2 protein-coding genes are annotated in these 17,959 nt (G+C 67.9%); both read right to left on the reverse strand.

Annotated elements, in window-relative coordinates; translation table 11 throughout:
- Positions 1 to 5 precede the first annotated feature (5 nt).
- Complete coding sequence (locus G6N33_RS00745; RefSeq protein WP_101528854.1) at positions 6 to 7,676, reverse strand: non-ribosomal peptide synthetase; 7,671 nt, start codon at positions 7,674 to 7,676, stop codon at positions 6 to 8.
- Positions 7,676 to 17,959, reverse strand: coding sequence for a non-ribosomal peptide synthetase (locus G6N33_RS00750; RefSeq protein ID WP_101528853.1), 10,284 nt, complete (start codon positions 17,957 to 17,959; stop codon positions 7,676 to 7,678). The genes G6N33_RS00745 and G6N33_RS00750 overlap by 1 nt, the downstream gene beginning before the upstream one ends.

The following is a 17,959-nucleotide window of genomic DNA, read 5'->3' on the forward strand; positions in this document are numbered from 1 at the left end:
TCGGGTTAGAGCAGTCCCACCAGTTGCAGATCGGTGACGTACTTGATGATGACCGGTGCCGTGATGTGCGGGATGTCGTTGTCCGGCCCAATCTTGGCTTCCTGCACCGCAGCCCGGAACCGGTCGGTGGGCGCGAACGACCCACGCGTCGGCTCCAGCGGCTGGATCTGGTCCGGGTTGTGCAACAGCAGCTGCAGCATCTGCAATACCGAGTGCTGCCGCTGCCGATCCGGCAGAGCCCGAAGCTTGGCCTCGAATTGTCGCACCCACTCGCCGAAGTCGTCGATGCGCTGAATCGGATAGCCGGCCTCGATCAGCCAGTCGACGTAAGTGTCGATCCCGATGCCGTCGTCGTGTGGGTTCATCACGTGGTAGGTCTCGAAGCCGTCGACCACTTGAGCGCCCAGCGTGGCGATCGCCTCGGCGACGAATTCGACCGGTAGCCCGTCGAAGTGGGCGCGTTGCCGGTTGCCGTTGGCGTCACGCTGATAGAACGAACCGGGCGCGACACCGGTGGCCACCAGGCTCAGGATCATCCGGGTGACCACGTCGGTCACGTTGAACTGACCCGCGTAGCTGGTGTCGGACAGGATCATGTCGCTGCGGAATACCGAAACCGGAAGCCCGAACTGCTCGTTGGCCTCCCGCAGCAGCACCTCGCCGGCCCACTTGCTGTTGCCGTAGCCGTTGGCGTAGCTGCCGTCGAGGACACGGGTGGGGCTGATGACCCGGATGTCGGCGTCCTCGGTGAACAGCGACGGGTCGATCTGCCGACCGAGGTCCGACGTCGACACGTAGGCGTACGGCTTGATCCTGGTGGTCAGCGCGAACTTGATCAGCTCTGCGGTACCAACGACGTTGGGGCCGAACAGTTCTCGGTAAGGCAGCACACCGTTGACCACTGCGGCGGAGTCGACGATCAAATCGACGGACCCGGCCAGCCGCTGCCAGGTCGGCTCGTCGAGGCCCAGGTGGGCCTCGCCCTTGTCGCCGGCGACAACCTCGAGGTGGTCGGCTGCCAACTGGTGGAAATGCTCCACCAGTTGCGGGTCACCGGAGTCGAAGGTTTTCTCCAGACGCCGCCAGGCCTCTTCATCGGAACCGGCGCGCACCAGGCAGATCAGCTTGCCGTCGACACGTTTGAGTTGCTTGAGCCACTCCAAAGCCAGGTAACGACCCAAGAAGCCGGTCGCCCCGGTCAGCAACACGGTGCGCGCCTCGGCGCTTGGCCCCGGCAACGTCGGCGCTGTGTTCAGCGTCGTGTCGTCGATGAACTTGTCCAGCGTGAGGTCGCTGGCGCGGAGTCCGGTCGTGTCGCGGCCGTGCACGAACGCGTAGCTGGGTCCGTGTGAGTCGGCGTCGTCCGCGTCGGTGTCGTGATCCAGCCGATGGCTCACGCTGCGCACCGACGGCGCCTCGAACAGCGTGCGCACCGACAGGTTGGAGTCGAAGGCGGTGTTGATCGCGGCGACCACCCGCATCGCCGAGAGCGAGTCTCCGCCCAGGTCGAAGAAGGAGTTCTCCACCCCGACCCGCTCCAGCCCCAGCACCTGGCCGTAGATGCCGGCCACGATCTCCTCGGTGGGGGTCTCCGGCGGGGTGTAGCGGACGGCATTCTGGTATTCGGGTGCCGGCAGGGCGCGTTTGTCGAGTTTGCCGTTGACCGTTCGGGGCAGCGTGTCGAGCACGACGATCGCCGACGGGACCATGTAGGGCGGCAGGCCCTCGCCCAGGGCGCTGCGCAGCTGGGCGGGATCGACGTCGCCGGTGACGGTGACGTAACCGACCAGCCGCTTGTCGCCCGGTCGGTCCTCGCGTGCGATCACGGCCGCGGCCTGCACGCCGTCGAGTGCGGCCAACGCCGCTTGGACTTCACCCAATTCGATGCGGTAACCGCGGATCTTGACCTGCTCGTCGGCGCGGCCCAGGTACTGCAGCTGCCCGTCGGCACCCCACCGCACCAGGTCCCCGGTGCGATACATCCGATCCCCTGGAGCACCGAACGGACACGCCACGAACCGCGACGCGCTCAGCCCGGGCCGGCGCATGTAGCCGACCGCGATACCGCGGCCGGCGATGTACAACTCGCCGACCACGCCCTCCGGCGCCGGCCGCAGCCACTTGTCGAGCACGAACAACGCCGCACCGGGCACCGGAACACCGATCGGGGCGCCGCCGCCGGCCGTCATCGGGGCGCTGATCGCGGCGTAGATGGTGGCCTCGGTCGGGCCGTAGGCGTTGATCATCACCCGTCCGGGCGCCCAACGGTCCACCAATTCGTTCGGGCTGGCCTCGCCCGCCATCACCAGGGTGACCGACTCGAGTCCTTCCGGCGGCATCATCGCCAGCGCCGATGGGGTTTGGCCCACCACGGTCACCTGTTCGGCGATCAGCAGGTCACGCAGTTCGTGTGCGGAGGCCGCCGCCGACTCGGGCACCACGACCAGCCGCGAGCCGTGCAGTAGGGCGCTGAAGATTTCCCACACCGACACGTCGAAGCTGTACGAATGCCATTGCGACCACACCTGTTCCGGACCGGTAGGCGCGTTGGGATCGGGCGATTCCAACAGCGACGTCGCGTTGTGGTGAGTGATCGCAACACCTTTGGGCACCCCGGTCGTTCCCGAGGTGTAGATCATGTACGCCAGGTCCTCGGCTGCCGCCACCGGCAGGGTGACGTCCGCGGGGTCGGGCAGGTCGGGGTCGTCGACGTCGATGACGGCCAGCTCGGCCCCGTCGAACCGGGACCGCATCGTCGCGTTGGTCATTGCGGCGACCGGGGTGGCGTCGTCGAGCATGAACTCCAGTCGCGCGTCGGGCATTGCCGGGTCGATGGGCAGATAGGCCGCGCCGGCCTTGAGCACGGCCACCATCGCCACGATGGCCTCGGCCGAACGGTTGAACAGTAGTGCCACGCACTCGCCCGGGCCGGCGCCGTGTCCGACCAGGACCCGGGCCAGCCGGTCGGCGGCTTCGTCGAGTTCGCGGTAGGTCCAGGATCGGTTCCCATCCACCAGGGCGACGCCGTCCGGGGTGCGCGCGACCTGGGCGGCGAACATCCCCGGGATCGTCGTACCGGTCGCGGGCTGGGTCAGCACCGCACGGTTGCCCCACTCGTCTAGGCGCGCGTGCTCGCCGGCGTCGAGCACATCCATCGACGACAGCCGCTGGTCCGGGTCGGCGGTCATGGCGACCAGCACCCGCTGGAAACGCTCGACCAGCGTCTCGATGCTGGCCGGGTCGAACACGTCGGTGTCGTACTCGACGCGAATACCCAATTCGTGGCCCGGCAGGGCCATGACGGACAGCGGGTAGTGGTTGTATTCGCGGTTGGTGACGTCGGTGATGGCCAGCTCGTGGACGCCCATCGGCACGTTGGTGTCGATCGGATAATTCTCGTAGAGGAACAGGGTGTCGAACAGTTGGTCGTGGCCGGTGGCGCGGTGAATGTCGCTCAGCCCCAGGTGTTCGTGTTCGAGCCGGTTGTTGTGCGCGTTTTGCAGCTGCTCGAGCAGGTCGCGGACGGTGGTGCCCACGGTGGTGTTCGCCCGCACCGGCACGGTGTTGATCAGTAGTCCCACAATCGATTCCGAGCCCACCACCTCAGCCGGACGCCCGGAGACGGCGGTGCCGAAGGCGACGTCGCGCTGCCCGGTCAGCCACATCAGCAACTGTGCCCAGGCGGCCTGCAGCACGGTGTTGACGGTGGTGTGGCAGGAGCGGGCCAGCGTGCTCAGCTCGCGGGTGGTCTCCACCGAGACGCGATAGGAGTCGACGCGACGGCGTCCGAGCCCCATCCGGGTGGCGGGTCCGACCAGGGTCGGGTCGTCAAACCCGTCGAACATCTCGCGCCATGCCGTCTGGGCGGCGCCGCGGTCCTGGGCGGCAAGCCAGGTCAGAATGCTGCGGTACTGCGCGGGCGCGGGCAGCCGTTCCCCGTAGTAGCTGGCGAAGATCTCCCGCAACAGGATCGGCAGCGACCACCCGTCCATCACGATGTGGTGGTTGGTCAGCACGAACCGGTGCCGGTTCTCGCCGAAGCGGATCAGGGCCGCCCGGAAGGCCGGCCGTGCGGCCAGGTCGCTGACCGCGTCGCGTTCCTCAGCGCAGAGCCGCTCGATCTGCTCGTCGTGGTCGCGTTCGTCGCCGTCGAGTTGGACGTACCGCCAGGCCATCACCGGCTCGGCGGGAATGACTTGCACGGGCTCGTCGAACTGGGCGCAGAAACGGGCCGCCAAGTTGGGGTGCCGGTTGACCACCGCCTGCACCGCCTCGCGCAGCCGGGGCGGGTCCAGCGCGCCGGCCACGGTGATCCCGAGCTGCACCGCGTAGACGTCGTCGCCGTTGTCGGTGCCGCCCTGGGCGACGCTGGCATGGAACAGCAGACCCTGCTGCACCGGGGTCAGCGGCAAGACGTCGGCCAGGTGGTACTGCTGGTCGAGTTGGTCGAGCTGCTGCTGGGTCAGCCGGGCGGGCAACAGGTCTGACGGGGTCAAACCTCCACCACCGTTGCGCACGTGCGTGCAGATACCGGTAAGGGCCTCGAACCACAGCCGACTGAGCCGGCTGATCTGCTCGCGGTCCAGCGCCGACGGCGCCCACGTCCAGCTGGCATGCAGGTGCGGGCCGGCCTCGGTGTCCATGGTGCCGGCGTTGAGGTCGACGGTGTGCATGAGCGGCAGCGGCACCGCGGTGGCCGCGCCGGCCACCGCCAGGCCTTCTTGGGAGATCCGCCACAGATCGCCGGAAAGTTCGGCGGCGGTGCCGGCGCCGAGCCGGCCCAGATAGTTGAACCCGATCACCGGGTCGGTGCCGTGCAGGTCGACATCGTCGTTCAGATAACGCAGCAGCCCGTAGGTCAGCGGATCGGGCAGCGAACGCAGCTGCTCCTTGGCGTCTTTGACGACCGGCCCCAGCGCCGCCTCACCGGCGGCCACCTGCGACCAGCTCAGGCTGCCGACGGACAGCGACACCGGGTATTTGGTGGTGAACCAGCCGACCGTGCGGGACAGATCGACGCCCCGCGCCAGCTCCTCGTGCCGGCCGTGGCCTTCGACGCCGATGCCGATGGGTGCACCGCCGGTGCCCAAGAACTCCGCCCAGGCCAACCCGAACGCGATCAGCAGAATGTCTTGCACGCCAGCGTGAAACGCTGCTGGCACCTCACCCAGCAGCAGGCGGGTGGTCTCGACGTCGAGCTCCGCCGAGAGTTGCTCGGCGGTGACGTAGGTGTCCACCTCGGGCCGCACCGCGGGCAGCGCGGCTGGCACGGCTGTCACTCGGCGCCACGCTTCAGCCTGCTCGATTACCGCCGGGCGCTGCGCGTGTTCTTCGAGCAGTGACGACCACCGCGCGAACGACGTTCCGCCCGGCGGCAACGCGACCTGCTGGCCGCTGTGGTGCTGGGCCCAGCCAATGTTGAGGTCTTCCAACAGGATTCGCCATGACACGCCGTCAACGGCCAGGTGGTGAATGATCAGCACCAGCTGCGAGGACGAGTTGACCCACAACGCGCTCAACATGATTCCCGCGGCGGGGTTCAGGCGGGACCGCGCCTCGACGAGCGCCTCGTCGGTCAGTACCTCAACCGACTGCAAAAGCTCGGTCGCGTCCACCGTCCCGACTTCGGGGACCTGCAACGACCATTCGCCGGCGTCGTCGTCCTCGACGCGCAGCCGCAGGGTTGCATGCCGGTCGACCAGTGCTTGCAGCACCGCCGCGACGTCGGCCTCGGTGACGCCGTCGGGCGCCTGCACGACCATCGTCTGGTTGAACTGCTCCACGGGTCCGACGACGCCCTGTAGCCAGCGCATGATCGGGGTGGCTACGACCGGCCCGATGCCCTCGTCGATGACGCCGTCGGCACCGTCGGTCAGCTGCGCCACCCGGGCCAGTCGGGCCACCGTCTGCTCGACGAAAATGTCACGCGGACGGCACATTACGCCGGCCGCGCGGGCGCGGGCGGCCACCTGCATGGACAGGATGCTGTCCCCGCCCAGGTCGAAGAAGGAGTCGTCGACGCCGACCCGGTCGACCCCGAGCACCTGGGCGTAGATCCCGGCCAGGATCTCTTCGACCGCGTCCGACGGCGCCCGGTAGCCGCTGCCGGTGCTGCGGTATTCGGGTGCGGGCAGGGCGCGTTTGTCGAGTTTGCCGTTGACGGTCAGCGGCAGCGTGTCGAGCACGACGACCGCCGAGGGAACCATGTAGGTCGGCAACCGCTCGGCGAGTGCGCTGCGCATCTGCGCGGTGTCGACATCGCCGGTGACGGTGACGTAACCGACCAGCCGCTTGTCGCCCGGTCGGTCCTCGCGGGCGATCACGGCCGCGGCCCGCACGCCGTCGAGTGCGGCCAACGCCGCTTGGACTTCACCCAATTCGATGCGGTAACCGCGGATCTTGACCTGCTCGTCGGCGCGGCCCAGGTACTGCAGCTGCCCGTCGGCACCCCACCGCACCAGGTCCCCGGTGCGATACATCCGATCCCCTGGAGCACCGAACGGACACGCCACGAACCGCGACGCGCTCAGCGGCCCCCGGCGCACATAGCCACACGCCACTCCGCGCCCGGCGATGTATAACTCGCCGGTGACGCCTTCGGGCGCCGGCCGCAGCCATTTGTCGAGCACGAACAGCGCCGCGCCCGGCACCGGCGACCCAATCGGCGCGCCCGCCTCCGGGGCCAAGGCCGCGCTCATCGCCGCGTAGATGGTGCCCTCGGTCGGGCCGTAGGCGTTGACGATGGTGCTCCCCGGTGCCCACCGGTCCACTACTTCGGACGGCAACGCTTCTCCGGCGACGAACAGCACCGTGGACTCCAGGCCGTCCGATGACAACATCGCTGCGGCAGAAGGGGTTTGGCACAAGACGCTGACCTTCTCGGAGATCAGCAGCGCGTGCAGATCCTCCGGTGAGCTGGCCACCGCCTCGGGGACGATCACCAATCGGCCGCCGTGCAGCAAGGCGCCGAAGATCTCCCACACCGAGACGTCGAAGCTGTAGGAGTGCCATTGCGACCACACCTGCCCGGGACCCGGCGGGACGGTCGAGTGCAGCTTCTCGAGCAACGACGTCGCGTTGCGATGGGTGATCGCAACGCCTTTGGGCACGCCAGTCGTTCCCGAGGTGTAGATCATGTACGCCAGATCTGCCGGCGCGGGCGCGGACAGTTCGACGTCGGGCTCGGCACCCGGGTCGTCGAAGTCGACGACGACCAGGTCGGCGCCGTCCAGCCGGGACCGCAGGGCGGCGGTGGTCAGCGCGGCGACCGGCGCTGCATCGCCGAGCATGAACTCCACACGGGCATCCGGCAGCGCCGGATCGATCGGCAGATACGCCGCCCCGGCCTTGAGTACGGCGACCATCGCCACGATCGCTTCGGCGGAGCGCGGGAACAGCAGCGCGACAGTTTGACCCGGGCCCGCTCCGTGGCCGGTGAGCACCCGTGCCAGGCGCTCCGCCGTGGCGTCGACCTCGCGATAAGTCCACGACCGGTCGCCGAAGACCAGCGCCACCTCGTCGGGGACGTTGGCGACTTGTACGGCAAAAAGTTCCGCAATCGTCGCGCCGGCCCACGGCTTGGTCAGTACGGCGCGGTTACCCCACTCGTCTAACCGCGCGACCTCTCCCCCGTCGAGTAGGTCAATCGATAAGAGCCGCCGTTTTGGGTCGGCCATTACTCATCCCCTGCATCGTCGGTCATGGCCACCAGCACCCGCCGCAATCGCTCGACCAACGTTTCGATGCTTGCCTTGTCGAAGACATCGGTGTCGTATTCGACGCGCAGCACCAGCTCGTGGCCTGGGACGGCCTGGACCGACAGAGGATAGTGGTTGAATTCACGGTTCGTGAACTTCGTGATCGTCATGTCCTGGACGCCCGAAAGCGCCGCGGTGTCGATCGGGTAGTTCTCGTAGACGAACATCGTGTCAAACAACTGGTCATGCCCGGTGATTCGGTGAATTTCGTTCAACCCCAAATATTGGTGTTCGAGGGTCTCGGTGTAAGACTTCTGCAGCTGGTCCAGCAGGTCGCCGACCGTGGTGGCCGCGGTGATGTTAGCCCGAATCGGCACGGTGTTAATCATCAGGCCCACAATCGATTCCGCGCCCGGCAGATCGGTCGGCCGCCCGGACACCGCGGTGCCGAAGGCGACATCGGGCTGACCGGTCATCCGCATCAGCAGCTGCGCCCACGCCGCCTGCAGCACGGTGCTGACCGTGGTGCGGCAGGACCGGGCGAGCTCGCTGAGTGCCTGCGTGGTCTCGGCGGAGACTTGGAACTCTGCTACCCCGCGCGGTCCCAACCCCATCCGTTGCGGTGGGCCGACCAGCGTCGGGGTGTCGAAGCCGTCGAACACCTCGCGCCACGCCGCCCGGGCGGCGCCGCGGTCCTGGCCGGCCAGCCAGGACACGAACCGGCGGTACGGCACCGGCGCGGGCAGCTTGGCCCCGTAGTAGCTGGCGAAAATCTCCTGCAGCAGAAGCGGTTTCGACCAGCCGTCCAAGACGATGTGGTGATTGGTGAGTATGAACCGGTACTGGTCGTCGCCGGTGCGGAGCAACGCCGCCCGGAAGGCCGCCTGGTTGACCAGGTCGCCCACCGCGGTACGTTCGTCGGCCGAGAGTTGCTCGATCCGACCGTCGACGTCACCGTCACCTAATTCGACGTACTGCCAATCCAATTCAGGTTCGGCAGGCAGAACCTGCAACGGCTCGTCGAACTCGCCGGTGAATCTGGCCACCAGGTGTGGGTGCCGGGTCACCACGGTGTGCACCGCAGCGCGCAACCGGTGGGGGTCGACGGCGCCGGTGATGCTGACGTCGAGCTGCACGGCGTACAGGTCGTCACCGCCGACACCGAGGTCCTCGGCGGTGCTGGCGTGGAAGAACAGGCCCTGCTGCAGCGGGGTCAGCGGCAGCACGTCGGCGACCGGGCCGCGCTGCTGCAGTTCGTCGATCTGCTGTTGGGTCATCCGCGCTGGTGCCAGGTCGGACGGCGTCAAGCCGCCCCCGCCGGCGCGCACATGCGCGCAGATTCCCGACAACGCGTCGAACCACAGCCGGCTCAAACGATCGACCTGGGCTTGGTCGAGTGCCGACGATGCCCACGTCCAGTTGGCCTGCAGCTGCGGGCCGTCCTCGCTGTCCAGCGTCCCGGCGTTGAGTTCCAGGGTGTGCGCGAGCGGCATCGCGACGGCCGTCGCTGCCGCCACGGCCGGCAGGTCGTCCTGGGAGATTCGCCACAGGTCATCGGTGAGGTCGCCGACACCCGCGCCCAGCCGTCCCAGGTAGTTGAACCCGATCACCGGATCGGAATCCTCTAGGGCGACATCGGGATTCAGGTATCTCAGCAGGCCGTAGGTCAGCGTGTCGGGCAGTGCGCGCAGCTGTTCCTTGGCCTCCTTGATCACCGTACCCAGCGCGGCGTCACCGGCCGCCACCTGTGACCAGTCCAGCTTGCCGACGGTCAGCGCGACCGGGTATTTGGTGGTGAACCACCCAACCGTGCGCGACAGGTCCACGTCGGGGGCCAATTCCTCGTGCCGGCCGTGACCCTCGACGTCGATGCCGACCGGCGTGCCGCCGGTGCCGAGGAACTCCGCGAAGGCCAAGCCGAACGCGATCAGCAGGATGTCCTGCACGCCGGCATGGAACGCCGCCGGCACCTCGCCCAGCAGCTGGCGGGTGGTGTCGACGTCGAGGCCGACGGACAGTTGCCCCGCGGTGGCGAAGGTGTCCTCGGCGGGCCGCGCGGCCGGCAGCGCCGCGGGCACCGCGGCCAGCTGCCGCCACGCCTCGGCCTGCGCGACGACCTCGGGCAGCCGGGCGTGCGCATCGAGCAACGCCGACCACCGGGCAAACGACGTACCGGGCACCGGCAACGTCACCTCTTGCCCGCTGTGATGCTGAGCCCAGCCAATGTTGAGGTCTTCCAACAGGATTCGCCACGACACGCCATCGACGGCCAGGTGGTGGACGATCAGCACCAGCTGCGAGGACGAGTTGACCCACAACGCGCTGAGCATGACTCCGGCGCCCGGGTTCAGCCGGGACCGCGCCGCCACCAGAACGTCGTCGGACAACTCGTCGGCCGTCCACAGCAGGCTGGCCGCATCGACGGAGCCAACGTCGGGCACCGACAACACCCACCCGCCGGCGCCGTCGTCGTCGACCCGCAGCCGCAGCATCGCGTGTCGGTCCACCAATGCCTGCAGCACGACTTTCGCGTCGGCTTCGGTGGCTCCGGTGGGCGCCTGGACCACCATGGTTTGGTTGAACTGATCGACGGGTCCCTGAGTTTCCTTGAGCCAGTGAATGATCGGTGTGGCGACCACCTCACCGAGGCCTTCGTCGACGGCGCCGTCACCGTCGGCGGCCAGTGTGGCGACTCGGCCGAGTCGGGCGACGGTCTGCTCGACGAAGATGTCTCGAGGGCGGCACACCACGCCGGCCGCACGGGCCCGGGCCACTACCTGCATCGACAAAATGCTGTCGCCGCCCAGGTCGAAGAACGAGTCGTCGACACCAACCCGCTCGACCCCGAGCACCTGGGCGTAGATGCCGGCCAGAACCTCTTCGATCGCGTCGCTGGGCGCGCGGTAGCTGTCCACATCCTGGTACTCCGGCGCGGGCAGCGCCCGGGTGTCGAGCTTGCCGTTGACGGTCAACGGAAGCGCGTCCAGCACCACCACCGCGACCGGCACCATGTACGTCGGGAGCCGCTCGGCCAGCTGGCTGCGAATCTCGTTCGGGTCCGCGGTCCCGGTGACGTAACCGACCAGCCGCTTGTCGCCCGGACGGTCCTCGCGGGCGATCACCGCCGCCTGGCCTACCCCGTCGACGGCGGCGAGCGCGGCCTGAATCTCACCGAGCTCGATGCGGTAGCCGCGGATCTTGACCTGCTTGTCGGCACGCCCCAGGTAACGCAGTTGCCCGTCAGCGCCCCAGGAGACCAGGTCGCCGGTGCGATACATCCGCGATCCCGGCGCACCGAACGGGCAGGCGACGAAACGTGTCGTCGTCAGATCCGGCCGGCCGACGTAACCGCTGGCCACTCCGGCGCCGGCAACGTACAACTCGCCGACCACCCCGGGCGCCACCGGCCGCAGCCAGCCGTCCAGAACGAAGAATGCCAAGTGCGCCAACGGCACACCGATGGGGCTGCTGTTGCTGTAGACGTCGGAGTCGACTATCTCGCGGAACGAGGCGTGCACGGTGGTCTCGGTAATGCCGTACATGTTGATCATCCGCGGCAGGCCGGGGTGGTTGTGCAACCACGGCTGAAGGCGTTGCGGCTCAAGCGCTTCGCCACCGAACACCACAGTCTGCAGCTTCAGCTGTTGGCCCAGCTCCGGTTGCAGGGCGTCGGCGGCTTGCAGCGCGTAGAACGCCGACGGTGTCTGACTCAACACGCTGACTTGCTCGCTGACCAACAAGGCGTGCAGGTCTTCGGGCGAGCGGACCACGGCGTCGGGCACCACGACCACCCGGCCACCGTGCAGCAGCGCACCCCAGATCTCCCAGACGGAGTAGTCGAAGGCCAGGGAGTGGCACTGCGTCCACACTTGGCCCAGCTCCATTTCGGCGTCGAGCGACTCCAGCAACTGGATGACATTGCGGTGAGTGACGGCCACGCCCTTGGGCTTTCCGGTGGTGCCGGAGGTGTAGATGATGTACGCGATGTTGTCGGCCGCCGGCGTCGGCAAGCCCGTGTGGGGCGCGGCCTTGACCGCCGGGTCGTCGATGTCGACGACCTTGAGGTCGACGCCCTCGAGCCGGGGCCGCAGGTCCGCGGTGGTCAGTGCGGCGATCGGCGCGGAGTCGGAGAGCATGAACTCCATCCGGGCCGTCGGGTGTGCGGGATCCATTGGCAGATAGGCCGCACCCGTCTTCAACACCGCCAGCAGCGAGACGACCGCCTGGGCGGATCGGTTGAGCAGCACGGCGACTCGCTCGCCCGGGCCGGCTCCGAGATCGGACAGTAAGTGTGCCAACCGGTTTGCGGCCTCGTCGAGTTCGCGGTAGGTCCAAGTCTCGTTGCCGTAGTTGAGCGCCACCGCCTCCGGTGCGCGCGCAACCTGGGCGGCGAACTGCTCGGGAATCGACATCGCGGCAGCCGCGAGCTGACTCAGCACCGCCTGGTTTCCCCACTCCTGCAGCCGCGAATGCTCTTCGGCGTCAAGCAGATCGATCGACGAGACCGGCTGGGTGGGGTCGGTGGTCATGGTGACCAACACCCGCCGCAACCGCTCGATCAGCGTGTTGACGGTGGCCACGTCGAAGACCTGGGTGTCGAATTCCACGCGCAGGCTCAGTTCGTGGCCCGGCGTCACCACCACCGACAGGGGGTAGTGGTTGAACTCGCGACTGCTGAAATCGGTGATCGCCAGCTCGTGCACGCCGAGCAGCGAGCCGGTGTCAACCGGGTAGTTCTCGTAGAGGAACAACGTGTCGAACAGCTGGTCGTGACCGGTGACGCGGTGGATATCGCGCAGGGCCAGATGCTCGTACTCGAGGGTGTCGTTGTGGACCCGCTGCAGCTGCGCCATCAGGTCGGCGACTGTGGTTGTCGCGGTGGCGGTGGCGCGCACCGGAATCGTGTTGATCAGCAGTCCCACCAGTGATTCCGCGCCAGGCAACTCGCTGGGACGGCCCGACACCGCGGTGCCGAACGCGATGTCCTGCTGGCCGGTCAGCCACATCAGCACTTGCGCCCACGCGGCCTGCAGCACGTTGCTGACGGTGGTGTGGTGGGCGCGCGCCAGCTCGGTGAGGGCCTGGGTGGTGTCGGCGGCCACCCGATACGACTCGACGCCCCGCTCTGGGCCCGTCACGGAGGCCTGCCCCGGTGGGCTGACCAGCGTGGGTGTGTCGAAGCCGGCCAGCACGTCGGCCCACGCGGCTTGGGCGGCGTCGCGATCCTGCGCTGCCAACCAGGTGACGAAGCTCCGATACGACGGGGGCGCGGACAACCGCTGGCCGTAGTAGAGCGAGAAGATCTCCTGCAGCAGAATCGGCAGCGACCAACCGTCGATCACGATGTGGTGGATGGTCAGCACGAAGCGATGCCGGTTGTCGCCGGTGCGGATCAAAGCGACCCGGAACGCCGGCTGGTCGGCGATATCGCAGACGGCGGCGCGTTCGGCCGCGCACAGCCGTTGGACCTGCTGCTCGACATCGGCGTCGGCGCCGGTGATCTCGGCGTATTGCCACGCCATTACCGGATCGGCCGGGATGATCTGGATCGGCTCGTCGAATTCTTGGGAGAACGACGCCGCCAGGTTGGGGTGGCGGTTGACCACGGTCTGCACCGCGTCGCGCAGCCGCTTGTGGTCGAGGGGGCCGGTCACGGTGATGCCCAGCTGCACCGCGTACAGATCGTCGCCCGACCCCTCCGCGAGGGCGCTGTGGAACAGCAGGCCTTGCTGCACCGGAGTCAGCGGCAGCACGTCGGCGACGCGGACCCGCTGCGCCAATTCGTCGATCTGCTGCTGGCTCAACAGCGCCGGCGCGACGTCCGACGGCGTCAATCCGCCGCCACCGGCGCGCACGTGTGCACAAATGCCGGTCAAGGCGTCGAACCACAGTTGGCTGAGCCGGGCGATCTGGGTCTCGTCGAGCGCCGATGGCGCCCATGTCCAGCTGGCGTGCAGGTGCGGGCCGGCGTCACTGTCGACGGTGCCGGCGTTGAGCTCCACGGTGTGTGCCAACGGCATCGGAATCGCCGCGGCCGCGGCCGCCAGCTCCAGACTTTCCTGGCTGACCCGCCATAGGTCGTCGGACAGCTCGGCTGCCGAGGCGCCCATCCGGCCCAGGTAGTTGAACCCGATGACCGGGTCGGAGTCGTCAAGGGCGACATCGGGATTCAGGTACCGCAGCAGCCCGTAGGTCAGGCCGTCCGGGCGGGCGCGCAGCTGCTCCTTGGCGTCCTTGATCACCGGGCCGAGGGCCTGGTCGCCGGCGACCACGCGGGTCCACGCCAATCCACCGACGGTCAGCGCCACCGGGTACTTGGTGGTGAACCAACCGACCGTGCGCGACAAGTCGACGTACGGGTTCAACTCTTCGTGGCGGCCGTGTCCCTCGACATCGATACCGAGCGGTGTGCCCGAGTTCCCCAAGAATTCGGCCCAGGCCAACCCGAACGCGATCAACAGAATGTCTTGCACCCCAGCGTGAAACGCCGCCGGCACCGCACCCAAAAGCTGGCGGGTGGTCTCGGCGTCCAGGTCCACCGACAGGCGTCCGGCGGTGGCATGGGTGTCCGAGGCGGGTTGGACGGCGGGTAACGGAGCCGGTACGGACGCCACCTGCCGCCACGCGTCGGCCTGGGCGACGACGGTCTCGGATCGGGCGTGCTCGTCGAGCAGGGCCGACCACCTGGCAAACGAGGTGCCCGGGGCCGGCAACTCGACTTCTTGCCCGCTGTGGTGTTGGGCCCATGCAATGTTGAGGTCTTCCAACAGGATTCGCCACGAAACGCCGTCGACGGCGAGGTGGTGGATGATCAGCGCCAACTGCGACGTGGAGGTGACCCACAGCGCGCTGAGCATCGCACCGGTCGCGGGGTTGAGCCGCGACCGCGCTTCGACGAGCGCCTCGTCGGTCAACACCTCGACGGAGTGCACCAGCGCGGCCGCGTCCACCGATTCGGCCTCGGGTACCCACAGCGACCAGCCGCCGGCGCCGTCGTCGTCGATGCGCAGCCGCAAGGTGGCGTGCCGATTCACCAGCGCCTGCAGCACCACCGCGACATCGGCTTCGGTCACCCCGGCGGGCGCCTGCACCACCATCGACTGATTGAACTGCTCGATCGGCCCCTCGACGCTTTGCAGCCACCGGATGATCGGGGTGGCGATCACCTCGCCGAGGCCCTCGTCGACCGCACCGATCTCGCCGGTGGCGACGCTGGCGACCAGCGCCAGCCGGGCCACGCTTTGTTCGACAAAGATGTCGCGCGGGCGTAGCAGCACGCCCGCCGCGCGGGCCCGCGCCACCACCTGCATCGACAGAATGCTGTCACCGCCCAGGTCGAAGAACGAATCGTCGATGCCGACCCGCTCGAGGCCCAGGATTTCGGCGTAGATACCGGCCAGCACCTCTTCGACGGCAGTGGTCGGTGGGCGGTAGGTACCGCCGACGTTGTGGTATTCCGGCGCCGGCAAGGCGCGGGTGTCCAGCTTTCCGTTCGGCGTCAGCGGCAACGCCTCGAGCACAACGACCGCGGCGGGCACCATGTACGCGGGCAGCCGCTCGGCGAGCGCGGCACGCGCGGCAGCCGGGTCCGCCGTGCCGGTGATGTAGCCGACCAGACGCTTGTCACCGGGACGATCCTCGCGGGCGATGACGGCAGCCTGCTTCACGCCGTCCAGCGCGGCCAGGGCTGCTTGCACTTCGCCGAGCTCGATGCGGTAGCCGCGGATTTTGACCTGTTCGTCCGCGCGGCCGAGGTACAGCAGCTGTCCGTCCTCGCCCCACGAGACCAGGTCTCCGGTGCGGTACATCCGCTCCCCCGGCTGCCCGAACGGGCATGCCACGAACCGCGACGACGTCAGACCGGCCCGTCGCACATATCCACATGCCACTCCGGCGCCGGCGACGTACAGCTCGCCGACCACGCCGGGTGGTACCGGCTTCAACCAGCGGTCCAGCACAAACAGCGCGGCACCCGGGACCGGCGAGCCGATCGGCACCACGCCCGAGCCCTCGACGAGTGGGGCACTGATCGCCACGCAAACCGTGGTTTCGGTGGGACCGTAGCCGTTCACCATGACCCGGCCGGGCGCCCATTGGTCCACCACCTCGGGTGGGCAGGCCTCACCAGCCACTACCAGTGCGGCGGTCTCCAGGCCTTCGGGAGAGAGCATGCCGACCGCGGACGGCGTCTGGGTGAGCACGCTGACGTGCTCGCGAACCAGCAGTGCGTGGAAGTCGTCCGGCGAACGAGTGACCGTCTCGGGCACGACGACCAGCCGCCGGCCGCCGAGCAGTGCCGCCCAGATCTCCCACACCGAGAAGTCGAAAGACAGGGAGTGGCATTGCGACCACACGCCGGTGCGTGGCAGCCCGGCGTCGAAGCAGGCGAACAGTTGGGTGACGTTGTGATGCGTGACGGCAACACCTTTGGGGGTGCCGGTGGTGCCGGACGTATAGATGATGTGGGCGATGTCGTCGGGATCCGGTGCGGGCAGAGCGGTATTCGGCTGTGCCGCAATCCGCGGATCGGCGATGTCGATGACCACCAGATCCTTGCCGTCCAGCCGTGGCACCAGGTCGGCGGTGGTGACCGCGGCCGTCGGAGTGGCGTCGGCAAGCATGAAGTCGGTCCGCGCGGTCGGCAGCGCCGGATCGATCGGCAGGTATGCCGCCCCGGCCTTCAACACCGCCAGAATCGCGACGATCGCGTCGGCCGAACGGGTGAATTGGAGAGCCACACAATGTCCGGGACCGACGCCCTCGCTGGCCAGCAGGTGCGCCAACCGGTTGGCGGCTTCGTCGAGTTCGCGGTAGCTGGTGGATCGGCCCTCGAAGGTCACCGCCACCGCGTCCGGCGTACTCCGTGCACGTTCGGTGAATACGGCCGGAATCGACAGTTTTGCCTTGACCCTCTTGGTCAGAACCGCGCGGTTTCCGATTTCGTCGAGGCGCGCCGCGTCGTCGGCTTCCAGTGCGTCGATCGACGACAGCGGCGCCGCGGGGTCCTCGACCATCGCCAACAGCACGGCCTGCAACCGCGCAGCCAGGTCGGCGACGGGGAAATTCGCGAATGGTTGCCCGGGACCGGCAGTGCTGAGGTGGAGCTGATCACCGGCGCCCAGGAAAAAGAAGCCGAAGTGGCCCACCGGGCCGTGGTTGGTGTATCCGGCGTGCGCGGGCGCGCCGGCCAGGTTAAGAGTCAGCCGCGACGGGATGAAGTTGACGCCAACGCGGTTTGCGTCCGCCCTGGCGGCGCCTTCACCTTCGAGCGTGTGCACCGGGAATCGCTGGTGCTGCAGCAGCTCCCGAATTCGGATGTCGACGTGCGCGACGAAGTCGGCCACGGTCGACTCCGGCGAGGTGGACAAGACCAGGGGGACGACGCCGGCAAGCATCGCGGGCAACGTCTTTGACTCGGGAGTTACCCGGCGGCTGACCGGGAAGTCGAGCACCACCTCGGATGCGTTTCCGGACCAGCCACGAACCAGCAGCGCGCACGCGGCGGTGATCGCCGAATAACGGCGTACCCGCAACTGTTTCGTCAACTGTTGCATTCGGCCGACCACGGCCGGGTCCAACTGCACGGACGCGGAGGTCAAATAGGGGTCACGCTCATCGGTCGCCTGGGGTAGGCGGTAATGGAATCCGCTTTCGGACGGAAGATGCTCCTGCCAATAGGCCAGGTCGTCCTGGTAGTCGGCGGAGGCCTCGTAGCCCGCCTCGCAGTCGATCAAGTCCTGAAGGGAACCGAAGTACGCGTCGGGGACGGGTTCGCCGGCTACCAGTGCCGAGTAGATGGTGGCGACCCGGCGGCTGACCAGGGCCATCCCCATGCCGTCGACCGCGATGTGGTGGCAGCAAGCGAACAAATAGAATTCGGCGTCCTGCGTCTGGAAAAGCACGAATTTGAATAGCGGACCCGAGAAAGGCATTGGCGTCCGTTGAATCGAGGACGCCATTTCTCGTGCTTTTCGCAGGGGATCGTCCGCGCCTCTTAAGTCGTGGAAGCCAAGCTCGGTATCGGGGTAATCGACGGCCTTTTGCAATACGTGCCCGTCGGCTTCGAAGAACGACACTCGACCCGGTTCAGCCTCCGCGACGACCTGGCGGATCGCCTGCTCCAGCAAAGCCCGGTCGACGGCACCTTCGATCCAGACCAAAAGTCCGAGCTGCCACTCCGTGCCCGCGAAACCGGTTTCCTGCGAGAGCCAGATGTCCAGCTGCCCTCGCGTCAACGGGTGTGCCCGCTCACCACGCTCCAT

This window comes from Mycobacterium simiae, from assembly GCF_010727605.1.
GTDB lineage: Bacteria > Actinomycetota > Actinomycetes > Mycobacteriales > Mycobacteriaceae > Mycobacterium > Mycobacterium simiae.

Bases quoted from the DNA above. Each gene is read 5' to 3' on its own strand.
- G6N33_RS00750 (WP_101528853.1), bottom strand. From the start codon at position 17,959: ATGGAGCGTGGTGAGCGGGCACACCCGTTGACGCGAGGGCAGCTGGAC.
- G6N33_RS00745 (WP_101528854.1), bottom strand. From the start codon at position 7,676: ATGGCCGACCCAAAACGGCGGCTCTTATCGATTGACCTACTCGACGGG.